12 protein-coding genes are annotated in these 11226 nt (G+C 52.1%); 9 read left to right on the top strand and 3 right to left on the bottom strand.

The features are described 5' to 3' along the window. From H6F80_RS16525 to H6F80_RS16495, 7 genes are all read left to right on the top strand, one after another. The coding region (locus H6F80_RS16525) for a glycosyltransferase family 2 protein (RefSeq protein WP_190792620.1) at nucleotides 1–1424 on the top strand (1424 nt) is incomplete at its 5' end. Between the two features lie 138 nt (nucleotides 1425–1562). Continuing rightward, nucleotides 1563–2090: a flavin reductase family protein gene (locus H6F80_RS16520; RefSeq protein ID WP_242067405.1), complete on the top strand. Its 528-nt coding sequence runs from the start codon at nucleotides 1563–1565 to the stop codon at nucleotides 2088–2090. Nucleotides 2091–2114: 24 nt separating this feature from the next. Then, nucleotides 2115–2465: a phenylpyruvate tautomerase MIF-related protein gene (locus tag H6F80_RS16515; RefSeq protein ID WP_190792619.1), complete on the top strand. Its 351-nt coding sequence runs from the start codon at nucleotides 2115–2117 to the stop codon at nucleotides 2463–2465. Nucleotides 2466–2485: 20 nt separating this feature from the next. After that, nucleotides 2486–3160, top strand: coding sequence for an HAD family hydrolase (locus H6F80_RS16510; RefSeq protein ID WP_190792618.1), 675 nt, complete (start codon nucleotides 2486–2488; stop codon nucleotides 3158–3160). A gap of 127 nt (nucleotides 3161–3287) precedes the next feature. Then, nucleotides 3288–4436, top strand: coding sequence for a glutamate--cysteine ligase (gene gshA / locus H6F80_RS16505; protein WP_190792622.1), 1149 nt, complete (start codon nucleotides 3288–3290; stop codon nucleotides 4434–4436). A gap of 21 nt (nucleotides 4437–4457) precedes the next feature. Then, nucleotides 4458–4883, top strand: a complete 426-nt coding sequence (locus tag H6F80_RS16500; protein ID WP_190792617.1) for a hypothetical protein — start codon at nucleotides 4458–4460, stop codon at nucleotides 4881–4883. A gap of 72 nt (nucleotides 4884–4955) precedes the next feature. Continuing rightward, entirely contained in the window at nucleotides 4956–7646 is a 2691-nt protein-coding gene (locus H6F80_RS16495; protein WP_190792616.1) for a chloride channel protein, read from the top strand. Nucleotides 7647–7755: 109 nt separating this feature from the next. On the opposite strand, the gene H6F80_RS16490 is transcribed toward H6F80_RS16495, so the two are convergent. Beyond that, nucleotides 7756–8424, bottom strand: a complete 669-nt coding sequence (locus H6F80_RS16490) for a GvpL/GvpF family gas vesicle protein (protein ID WP_190792615.1) — start codon at nucleotides 8422–8424, stop codon at nucleotides 7756–7758. 109 nt (nucleotides 8425–8533) lie between these two features. Further along, nucleotides 8534–9220 (bottom strand): ribosome hibernation-promoting factor, HPF/YfiA family, encoded by a 687-nt coding sequence (gene hpf / locus H6F80_RS16485; RefSeq protein ID WP_190792614.1) that lies wholly within the window; start codon nucleotides 9218–9220, stop codon nucleotides 8534–8536. Nucleotides 9221–9426: 206 nt separating this feature from the next. On the opposite strand from hpf, the gene lipB reads away from it, so the two are divergent. Together lipB and H6F80_RS16475 are read left to right on the top strand one after the other, a co-directional pair. Next, on the top strand, nucleotides 9427–10182 hold the full coding sequence (gene lipB, locus H6F80_RS16480; protein WP_190792613.1) for a lipoyl(octanoyl) transferase LipB: 756 nt from the start codon (nucleotides 9427–9429) through the stop codon (nucleotides 10180–10182). Between the two features lie 165 nt (nucleotides 10183–10347). Further along, nucleotides 10348–10713: a hypothetical protein gene (locus H6F80_RS16475; RefSeq protein WP_190792624.1), complete on the top strand. Its 366-nt coding sequence runs from the start codon at nucleotides 10348–10350 to the stop codon at nucleotides 10711–10713. Between the two features lie 253 nt (nucleotides 10714–10966). On the opposite strand, the gene H6F80_RS16470 is transcribed toward H6F80_RS16475, so the two are convergent. Then, the coding region (locus tag H6F80_RS16470) for a DUF6679 family protein (protein ID WP_199296628.1) at nucleotides 10967–11226 on the bottom strand (260 nt) is incomplete at its 5' end.

Genomic DNA, 11226 nt, shown 5'->3' with positions numbered 1-11226 from the left:
CGCAAAGCTTTTACAACTCAGACCCGATCGCCCGCAATCTGGGACTCGAAGATGTCTTAACTCCTGAAGAAGAAGTTTTTTACCGTCAAATCCAGCCAATTCGCGATGGGGCAGGCAGCGTAATCTGTTCAGGAACCTCGTTTGTGGTGCGGCGCAGTGCTCTGGAAAGTGCCGGAGGGTTTGTAACCGATTCACTGAGCGAAGATTACTTTACCGGGATTCGGCTCACAGCGCAGGGCTATCGCCTGGTGTATCTCGACGAAAAGCTAAGTGCCGGACTTGCCGCCGAAAATATTGCCGCCCATGCAGTTCAGCGATTGCGCTGGGCAAGGGGAACGCTTCAGGCATTTTTCATCAAATCCAATCCGCTCACTATTCCCGGACTGAATCCGCTTCAGCGGCTTGCCCATCTTGAAGGTTTGCTGCACTGGTTTACCAGCATTTCGAGAGTTGGATTTCTGCTGATGCCGCTTGCCTATTCGTTTCTGGGGGTGATCCCGCTTCGGGCAACGGCGGCGGAACTGCTCTATTTCTTTTTGCCTTATTATCTGGTGCAGCTTTCAGTTTTTTCCTGGCTAAATTATCGATCGCGCTCTGCCCTGCTTTCGGATATCTATTCACTGGTGCTGTGTTTTCCGCTCGCCCTGACGGTGATTCAGGTCATGCTCAATCCGTTTTCAAAAGGGTTCAAAGTCACGCCTAAGGGCACATCGAGCGATCGATTTTCGTTTAACTGGAATCTGGCGTGGCCCCTGATTATTTTGTTTGTGGCAACAGCAGTCAGCCTCTGGGTCAACTTTGGTCTCTGTATGTTGAAGGGAGCCTGGATGAATACCGTGCCGCCCGAAGTGGCAATTCAGGCAAAAGGCATCGGCTTGGGCTGGATCTGGAGCAGCTATAACCTGATCATGCTGGGCATCGCGCTGCTGATTTTGCTCGATGTGCCGCGCCCCAGTTTGTATGAATGGTTTAACCTGCACCGCACCGCCCGGATCACTGTGACCGATACAAAGACTGTGACAGATACAAACATAGTGCAGGACTTTTGGGGAACTACAACGATGATTTCAGAAGTCGGAGCAGAAATTGCCCTGACACAGCTTGACTTTCCAATCCCCCATGAAGGCGAAGTTTTGCCTGTAACGATCGAGATTCTAGAACATCACTTAATCCTCAGCGGCCGCGTGGTGCAGGTAACGCAGCAGCCGGATTTTCTGGCAGTGCGGGTCATGTTTGAGCAGGTGACGCTGGCTCAGCAACGATTGCTGGTCGAAATGCTGTTTTGCCGTCCGGGACAATGGAAACGCCGCACCTCTCCGGGCGAATTTGAGTCGCTGGTGCTGCTGTTCCGAATTTTGCTGCGTCCGCGAGTGTTGTTCGATCGTCATGCGGATGTAAGTGCTGTTTCCGTTGCTCAAGTTTAAAGTTGCTTAAGTTTAAAGGGGGAAAAAACTCATGACTCCAACAACCCCTGTGAGAAGGCTTCTCACCTTCAAGGAATTAGAGCAGTAATGGGCGGTCGTTTCAATTAGCGGAACTAGACAGAACCCTGAGAACCCGATTTGGAATGCGATACACTATCCGATGTAGCGCGATCGGAGAACACCGCCTTGCTAGACGAACAGGCAAAAAAGACAATACTGCGGAAAATTCCTCACGGACTTTATATCTGTGGCGTGAAAGAGGGTGAAGAGGTCAATGGCTTTACTGCAAGCTGGGTGATGCAGGGTTCGTTTCAACCGCCGCTTGTGATCAACTGTGTCAAGCAAGACTCGCGATCGCACGCCATGATCAAGTCAAGCCAGGTTTTTGCGCTCAGTATTTTAGAAGCGGGGCAAAAGGAGCTGGCGCAGAAGTTTTTTAAGCCTCAGCGACGGATCGGCAATAAGTTTGAAGATGTCGAATTCTATCTGGGCGAAACGGGCTGTCCGATTATTTCCGACACCCTGGGCTATGTCGAATGCCGCGTCGTGGGGTCAGTCGAACAGGGCGATCACACCGTTTTTGTGGGTGAGGTGATTGCGGCTGGGGTGCATCGAGACGGTGATCCGCTGCTGCTGGAAAGCACAGGCTGGCAGTACGGCGGCTAGCAATCGCAAAGGAACTTGTGCAATATGCCCCTAATCAAAATTCAAACCTCGGTTGACTCGCCCGATCGCCTCCGGGTCGAAGCGTTGCTTAAGCAGTTGTCTGCCGCGCTCGCTAAGCATTTGGGCAAGCCAGAATCCTACGTGATGACGGCGTTTGAGTCGGGTGTGTCTATGACCTTTGCCGGAACGACTGACCCGACGTGCTACATCGAAATCAAGAGTGTAGGTTCGATGAGTCCGACGCAAACCAAAGCAATGAGCCAGGATTTTTGCACCCAAGTGCATCAGAGCCTCGGTGTTCCTGCAAACCGTACCTATATTGAGTTTGCGGATTCAAAAGGGGCAATGTGGGGCTGGAATAGCTCGACTTTTTAAGCGTTTCCTAGGAAAAATTCATGCTCAAGGCTTTGCTGTTTGACCTCGATGGAACGATGGCAGACACCGACCCAGTTCACTTTCAAAACTGGCAATCGATCCTGCTTTCCTATGGCATCACGATCGATCGCCCCACCTATCGCGCTAAATTTAGCGGCAGACGCAATCAGGAAATTGTGCCGGAAATTTTGCCGCAGTTGACGATCGCTGAAGGTGACGAACTCGGTGAACGCAAAGAAGCGATGTTTCGACAGCAGGCTGCCACGGTGCTTCAGCCCATGCCTGGACTGCTAGAAGTATTGAGATGGACGGAGCAGCATCAGCTCAAGCGGGCGATCGTGACCAACGCTCCACTCGAAAATGTGGAATTTATGCTGGGAGTTCTGCACCTGGACAGCGAATTTCCCTTGGTGGTGCTGGGAGATGAGCTGCCGCGTGGTAAACCCGATCCAATGCCTTATCTGGCTGCGCTCGATCAGCTTGGAGTGACAGCAAGCGAGACGATCGCCTTTGAAGATTCGCCCTCTGGAATTCGCTCTGCTGTTGCCGCAGGCATTCCAACCGTGGGGATTGCATCCACACACGAGCCACAAAAGCTGTACGACCTGGGCGCGTTTCTGGTGATTGATAACTTTACTGCGCCTGATCTGTTTCCTGTGCTTGAGCAGGCAATGCAAAGCAGTCTCCCAGCATAAATGGGACTTCCGCTTGGGCATGCTGCAAATTCGCCTGGTGACTTCCCCCTGTCGGAGTGCCCCGGTAGAACGATGCAGCCGACTCCTTTTCCGAGACAATAGAACTGTGACTAGAGGCAATTTCTCCATGCTCTCGAAAGGCTTTGAAGTGGAAATGTACACGGGCACACCAGATGGCGAAATCGTCGGGTTGTCTGACAAAATTGTGGCTAATTTGCATGGCTTTGTCCGCGAACCAGATAGCCGCAATGTGGAATACACGACGGCTCCGCTTTATCGTTATGAACGGCTACTGTGTGAGCTGGTGCGTCCTCGTCGTCAGCTGCGGGCTTATTTGCACCAGTTGGGCAACTACACGCTGATTCCCGGCAGTACATTGGCTTTGGCAGGGAGCGATCGGTTTTATCGCTCTGATCCGGGCAATCCCTACCACAGCTACATCGAGCAGACCTACGGCACAACGGTCGTGACTGCCAGCATTCACATCAACATTGGCATTAGTGACCCAGAAACGTTGATGAGAGCCTGTCGATTAGTGCGCGTCGAGGCTCCCTTGTATCTTGCCCTCAGTGCTGCCTCGCCTTTTCTGGATGGAAACGTCACGGGGTTTCATTCCACCCGATGGGGACTGTTTCCCAAAACACCTGCCCATGTGCCTTTATTTGAAAGCCATCGCCACTATATCGACTGGACTGAAGCACAGCTTGAAAAAGGCACGATGCAAAATGTCCGTCATCTCTGGTCTTCGGTGCGCCCGAATGGCGATCATCGTCCCTACAGCCTTAACCGTCTGGAGCTACGAATCTGCGATTTGATGACCGACCCGATCGCCCTGCTCGCGCTCACGGCACTGCTAGAGGCAAGGATACTCCAGATTGCTCAGCACCCCGAACTCGACCCGCTTCAATCCAGCCTTTTGCCTGCTAGCGATCGAGCCGAAGCCCTGGTCGCTCTTACCGATGCCAACGAAACCGCCGCTGCCAAACTCAGCCTCGATGCCGAACTGCGACACTGGCGCGATGGGCGGACAATTCTGGCACGAGACTGGATCGAGGAGCTGTATCAGGAAGTTTGGGGAACGGCAAAACAGGGGGGATTTAGCTGCTTCCTGCTGCCACTGAAGAAAATCCTGCGTGAAGGCAACGAGGCACAGCGATGGCTAAAGCAAATTGAACAGGGTCACGACCCAGAGACGGTTATGAAGCAAGCGATTCAGACGATCGCCGCCGAAGAGCTAGTCCTGGCAGATGAAATTTGTCAGCCGCTCGTTGCCTGATTCTTTTATTGGTTTTTAGCGATGGAACGGGGTTTATTGTGGTTGCCGCTGCTGGTGCTGTTTATCGGGCTAGCCTGGGCAGGATGGAACGAGTATCAAAAAGTAGAGGCGTATCGACTCTGGGCGGAGGGATTCGATCGCGCCAAGTATGATATCTACGCGGTTTTGGGACAAAAGGGCAGCGAAATCACCTGGGGCAAACCAACTCGCAAAGGCATGAAAGACCTGCAAACCTTTTCGCTCCAGCAAGTGCAGGCCATTTGGCTCAAGGCAAACGACCAGACGATCGACCCGGCGAATTTGCCTGAGAAAAGCAAACAGGTGGCGATCGAGTTTCAACTCTCGAATGAGTCTGTTCAGGTTCCCTTTACGGATCTAGAACTTGCTGCTCGATGGCAGCAGGCACTCGATCGCGAATGGGCAAGATACCGTCAGGTTAGCTCCTAGTCAATAGTTACAGTTCGTTATAAATCAGGCACTATGAGGATAGTTTAGGCTTTCCCTCTGCTGCGGTCTAACATGGGCTATCTCACCCTGCCAAATCGGTTTCGCTCCCTGATGTCTGGCTCGAAGCTGGCAATTTTTGAAGCCTGTGTTATCGGGGTGGTTTCCGGGCTGTCTGCTGTCGTGCTGAAGTGGGGTATTGGCTTCGTAGGCAGTTGGCGGGTGCAGTTGTCTTATCAGATGCCTGTCTGGTTTGTTTTGCCTGCGATCGGCTTGGTGGGCGGCGTGTTATCGGGCTGGCTGATCGAGCGGCTGGCTCCCGAAGCGGCAGGAAGTGGCATTCCTCAGGTGAAAGCGGCTTTGGCAAATGTGCCGATCGCTCTTAATCTACGTGTGGCGGCGATAAAGCTGGTCAGCGTAATTCTGGCAGTTGGCTCCGGGTTAAATCTGGGGCGGCAGGGTCCGACGGTGCAGGTCGGTGCGGCTCTGGCAGCCCAGTTGAGTCAGTGGATTCCCACGTCGCCCGAATATCGCAGACAGTTGATTGCGGCAGGGGCAGCAGCGGGGTTGGCGGCAGGGTTTAATGCGCCGATCGCCGGGGTGCTGTTTGTCGTGGAGGAGTTTTTGCAGGATTTTTCCGGGCTGACGCTGGGGACGGCGATTCTGGCTTCGTTTATTGGAGCGGTCGTGTCGCGGCTAATTGGTGGGCAGGGGTTGAATCTGAATTCGATCGTCACCGAGTCGCAGGTCAGCTTTTCGCTTCAGGATGTGCCGTTTTTTCTGATTTTGGGATTGCTGGCGGGGCTGCTGGGCGGACTGTTTAGCCAGGGGATTTTTGCCAGCCTGGCACTATTTCGGCGGGAGCTTCCCTGGGGAACTCGGTTGAGCCTGCCAATGAAGATTGGCTTAGCAGGGCTGATTTCAGGGGCAGTCGTGGTGATTTTGCCGCCGGAGTTTCGCGATAATTCGGGGCTGCAAGAGTTTTTGAGTACGGGCGATGCGCCCTGGCATCTGACCCTGCTAGCGTTTGTGATTAAGTTCTGCTTGACTTTGCTGGCCTATGGAGCCGGGACACCGGGTGGGCTATTTGCTCCGGCTCTGCTGCTGGGTGCGGCATTAGGGCATCTGGTGGGCTATGGGGCACAAACGCTCGAAACAATGGTGGGCATTCCGCTCGGCTTTCCCGCTGGCATTAGCGATCCATCAACCTATGCGCTGGCAGGAATGGGCGCATTTTTTAGTGCTGTCACCCGTGGACCCATTACGGCGATCGTCATTGTTTTTGAAATCACCACGGACTTTAATCTAGTGCTGCCGCTGATGATCGGTTCGGTGATCGCCTACCTGATTACCGATCGCATTGCCAGTGGTTCGATTTACACGCGCTTGCTTGCCTGGAACGGCATTCACCTCGACAAATACGTTACCAAGAGCGGAGCCTGGACAGAGCTAAAAGCAGCCGACCTGATGCAGCGACGAGTCGAAACGCTAGACAGCAACCTCAGCTTGCCCGAAGTCGTGCAGGCATTTTCTCGATCGCACCATCGCGGCTTTCCGGTCATGACGAACGGCAAACTCATTGGCATTGTCACCCAGAGCGACCTGGCAGACCGACTACCCCATGCGGGGAACAGCTTTGCTTCGCGCCATGCTCCCACGGGGCAGCCTGCAATACTCGCCGATATCATGACCCCGCAGCCCGTCACTGTTTCCCCCACCGATCGCCTCACCCACGTTTTGTTTTTGCTCAATCGCTTTAAGCTGAGTCGTCTGCCCGTTACCGAAGGACAAAAGCTCGTCGGCATTATCACCCGCGCCGATATTATTCGTGCCGAAGCAGACCAGATTAGCGGTGAGAATAAATCCTTCGGTCCCCAGCCTGAACCCTCCTACGTGGTTTACCAAACCCGATCGCCCGCTACCGGAAAAGGACGGCTCCTCGTACCGCTTAGCAATCCCCATACCGCTCCCCTGCTCCTGCGCCTAGCAGCAACGATCGCCCGTGAACGAGACTACGAGCTGGAATGTCTTCAGGTGGTGTGTGTACCGCGTGGAACTTCGCCTTCAGAAGCCAGCATTCGCACTACTAATAGCCGCAAACTGCTGAAACGAGCAGAGCAAATCGGACGCGCCTCAGAAGTCCCTATTCATACGCAGGTACGGTTGGCACACGATTCAGCTCAGGCAATTTTAGAAGCGATCGAGGAACGCCATATCGATCTGCTCCTGATGGGCTGGAAAGGCAGCACGACTTCGCCAGGGCGCGTGTTTGGCAACATTGTAGACACCGTGATTCGGCAGGCAGACTGCGAAGTGATGATGGTGAAGCTCGGCGATATCGTCAAATTCGATCGCTGGCTAATTCCTGTCGCAGGCGGACCTAATGCCCAGCAAGCTGTGCGGTTACTTCCTACCCTCACCATGCTTTCAACCAAGCCCGATGTTCATCTCTGTCAAGTGTTTGACGACACGCCCTCCAGCCACGACACTGCCTACCTGAAGCAGCTTTTTGCCGAAGTCACGCTCAAACTCCCCTGCCCGGTCACAGCCCGATCGCTCTGTGGACGATCGATTTCTGACACCATTCTTGACCTTGCGCGCTCCGAACGCTGCGATGTCATTATGCTGGGAGCCAGCCGCGAGGGACTGCTTCAGCAGGTGATCAAAGGCAATATTCCAGAGTCGATCGCTCGCAATACAAACCGTACAGTGATTATTGTTAGAGGGGAAATTACGCCTCAGGAAGAAGGATTATTTAAGCTGTAGAACATTCAGAGTCCCCAGAATGGGAATTTAGGGGCTGAAAAGCCGAAAACGAAGCTCATTGTTCTAGACAAAGTGTTCTGGAAAAAATGATAGAGCTAAACAAATAGAGTTAAACAAAATGATAAAGCGGCAAAGCTCCGCTCAAATCTAACTCCCAGCGTAAACACTGCGCCTGCCAGCCTGCCAGCACCCCCCGCAGCTTTTCCTCGCCCGATCGATCTCCCAACAAATAAAGCCGCTCAATCCCCTCCCGACTCTCAACCGCCTGATGCAAAATTCCGGCTTCGGTGAAATGCTGCATCAGATTCAATCGCTCGATTTGCTGCTGCTGCTGCCAGTCTGCCTGCTCCTGAATGCGCTGCTTCTTTGCCAGAAAATAGTCTTTGCCCTTTAGATTCGGGGCGATCACCGTTTCTGGCTCCTGTTTTGGAATTAGCTTCAGCAAATACTCGGCTTTGCCATCCAGTCGAGCAAGCTGATCGAGATACTGAGTCTGACGATCGGTGAGATGTGCCAGCAGTGCTTCTTTCGAGACAAAATACGTGCCAAACCGCAGCGGCAGCACCGTTGTCTGAGCAAACAAATCGCAAATAATCCGATCATGCTTCAGGACTGCCTGCATAAGCTGCTCATCGTTGGTTTGCAGAGAGTCTACTGTGAGCTCAGGCTCAACCACTGCTAAGAGGCGATCGGCTTTCACGGTTTCTAAAGTTCCGCTAATGCCCTTAATGAGCACCAAAGGAGCCTTAGGCGTATGCAGAAAAGCGTAGGTATACATAAAAAATTGGAGGAGGAATAGGTAGACCTAGGACTGCACAATTTCTTTCCAGTCTAGTGTCCTCTGGTTTCGATCAAAGCCAATCCCTCCTCGACTGAAGTGAAGTCCCTTAAGGTTGGCTTACTTTTCCGTTCGTGTGTCCGTTTGCGTATCCGTTGCTATTTACGTTTTCGGGGTGGTGAGCATGAGCAATTTCGGCAAATTTGCCGTTGGTGTGACCGTTGCCGTTGCGAGGCTGAATCACGCCATAGCCGCCATGATTGCGCTCGTAGATCACGTTGATTTCGCCTGTTTCAATGTTGCGGAACATAAAGAAATCGTGGTCAACCAGATCAAGCTGCTCTAGTGCCTGCTGAATGGTCATCGGCGGCATTGCGAAGTATTTCATTCGCACCACTTCTGCAGGTAGTTCTGGGGTGCGATCGGTGTCAATCAAAGTCGCAGCGACGGGTTTCTCTTCAATCACCGCAGTGGCTTTCACGGGTGCACGATCCTGTTCGTAGCGTTTTTCCTTAAATTTGCGAAGCTGACGGGCAATTTTATTGGCGACAAGATCTAGGCTGGCGTAGAGGTTTTCACTGCTTTCTTCAGCACGCACAACTGTGCCATTGGCGTAAATCGTAACTTCTGCGGTCTGATTTGGGTTTATCCGGGGGTTGCGGGCAACTGACAGGTGAACGTCCACTTCCATTGTGAGATGCTGATAATGGCTGACGGCTTTCTCAATTTTCTGATGGACGTATTCACGAATCGAGTCAGTAATTTCGATGTTTTTGCCCTGGATAACAAGCTTCATATAAGAGCTTCCTCCCCTGAGAACTGGGTTCACACTTTCACCCTAGCACCTTGTATCGGGGACAACAGTCTCGTTTAAAATCATTTGCATCCGTTGATAATTCTTGACCAGAGCGGACAAATTCTCAGTTTAATTTCTGTTTAATTAATGTTGATCTATTTTGCGTTCACCCAGTAGATTAGTAGATCGGGAATTTGAAAAATTCTGTGTTGCTCAGACCGTGCTTATTCTACAATCAGGGACTGGTTCCCTATGAAACTGCCTGGGATTGGCAGCGCAAATGGGTTGCTGAAAGACGCACACACGGATTGATCAAAGAACGGTTGCAGCCCGATCGCTTAGTCAGCGGCTCTGATAAAAGCGAATTCGCGAACTCCGAGCACAGTGACCCCGCCGAGAATGATATTTTTCTTCTGCTCGAACACCCATCTGTTTACACCCTGGGGCAGGGTTCCAGCCTTGAATTTCTGAAGTTTGATGTCTCAAATTCGCCCTACCCGGTGATTCGGATTGAGCGCGGCGGCGAAGTAACTCACCACTGTCCGGGTCAGCTTGTGGGCTATCCGATTTTGAATCTTCGCTTTTATCAGCAGGATTTGCACTGGTACTTACGCCAGCTCGAAGAAGTGTTAATTCGGGTGCTAGCAGTTTATCAGCTTCAGGGCGATCGAATTCCAGGTCTAACGGGGGTATGGGTCGAGGGGCGCAAGGTGGCTGCGATCGGTATTAAGGTAAGCCGTTGGATTACGATGCACGGCTTCGCACTCAACGTCTGTCCCGACTTGTCAGGATTTCAGCACATCATTCCCTGCGGCATTGGTGATCGACCGGTGGGAAGTCTGGCAGAGTTTATTCCCGATATCCAGATCGATCGGGTTCGACAACAGGTTGCCCGTGCCTTTGCTGAAGTGTTTCAAGTTCGCCTAGTTCCCGTGCATTTACCCTTGTCCTGCTGCGGCTGATCGTTCTGTAGCGCAGTGCTGATACGATCGCAACCCCAGCCCTTCCGTAAAAACACAGGCAAGAGCAGTCTTTTTTGAGTACTAGCCCTCACATTTCTTTGCAAAAACAGTTTAAGATGCTTGCAAGCCATGTTCTCGGTTTTGCTCAGCCCCCTAAACTCAATCATGATGCCATCTGCCCCTCGCGCTTGTCCCCCAACTCTGCCTGTTTCTTTTGAAGATGGAGAGCCATTAGCTACCCGTTCGGCGAACGCTTCTACTGCGATCAATCCCTTCAAACCAGAACCGCTTCCTTCGCTGCTTGATGCCAGCAGTCCCTTACTCTTTCATGAGAATACTTCTTCGTCGGAACAGTTCATTTCAGCCCAGTCAATTCCGCTTCGGGGACGTGATCTGCATGTGCTGACTGAGCTTTTTAACCAGAACGAAATTGAAGCGATCGAGTCTGATATTTTGCAAAATCTAGACTGGCGATGCCCCGAACCTTGCTGGGAAGATGACCCGTTTGAGTTTCTGCGCGAATACTTATAGAACAAAAAAATAGAAGAAAGAATTAGATAAAACAGAGAATTAGATGAGATAAAGATTTAGGCATGGCTGAATGGAAACAGGATTCTCGGATAGGGAGTTTTGCGCTAGGGGTGGTTTGTAAACCATCCTTACAGAATTCATCCGCCGGATTAGCACTGCCAGGTCAGCAACGCGAAGATTTAAAACAAAAAATAACCCCTGATGGACAGGGGCATTATTGAACAATCCTGAATTATTTGAGGGTTGGTTTGCGCTATTCGTTGTCAGGCTGATGGTTGCGAATGCGCTCTGCTTCAGGGCAGTCTTCTGAGACGAGCGGCTCGACATCGCCACGCGGCACAGTCGCCAATTTTTGCATTACAGAACCAATACTCTCTAAGCGAAGCATCTCCTCCCAGGAGCAAACTTCGTCATCTTCTTCGGTTTCATACCGGACTGTCACCAGGTCACCCTCGATATCGAGAATGCGTGCACGCTCAATCCAGCGTTGTTGATCCCGCAAAAAGATCCAAA

Origin of the sequence: Leptolyngbya sp. FACHB-711, from assembly GCF_014695615.1 — a bacterium.
In the GTDB taxonomy this organism is placed as follows: domain Bacteria; phylum Cyanobacteriota; class Cyanobacteriia; order Elainellales; family Elainellaceae; genus Leptolyngbya_A.
This window is presented reverse-complemented; position numbering and strand designations above follow the sequence as displayed.

What these genes read in the sequence shown, in the direction of transcription:
- H6F80_RS16515 (WP_190792619.1), top strand. Translation starts at nt 2,115, where the DNA reads ATGCCCCTAATCAAAATTCAAACCTCGGTTGACTCGCCCGATCGCCTC.
- H6F80_RS16510 (WP_190792618.1), top strand. Translation starts at nt 2,486, where the DNA reads ATGCTCAAGGCTTTGCTGTTTGACCTCGATGGAACGATGGCAGACACC.
- gshA (WP_190792622.1), top strand. Translation starts at nt 3,288, where the DNA reads ATGCTCTCGAAAGGCTTTGAAGTGGAAATGTACACGGGCACACCAGAT.
- H6F80_RS16500 (WP_190792617.1), top strand. Translation starts at nt 4,458, where the DNA reads ATGGAACGGGGTTTATTGTGGTTGCCGCTGCTGGTGCTGTTTATCGGG.
- H6F80_RS16495 (WP_190792616.1), top strand. Translation starts at nt 4,956, where the DNA reads ATGGGCTATCTCACCCTGCCAAATCGGTTTCGCTCCCTGATGTCTGGC.
- H6F80_RS16490 (WP_190792615.1), bottom strand. Translation starts at nt 8,424, where the DNA reads ATGTATACCTACGCTTTTCTGCATACGCCTAAGGCTCCTTTGGTGCTC.
- hpf (WP_190792614.1), bottom strand. Translation starts at nt 9,220, where the DNA reads ATGAAGCTTGTTATCCAGGGCAAAAACATCGAAATTACTGACTCGATT.
- H6F80_RS16475 (WP_190792624.1), top strand. Translation starts at nt 10,348, where the DNA reads ATGATGCCATCTGCCCCTCGCGCTTGTCCCCCAACTCTGCCTGTTTCT.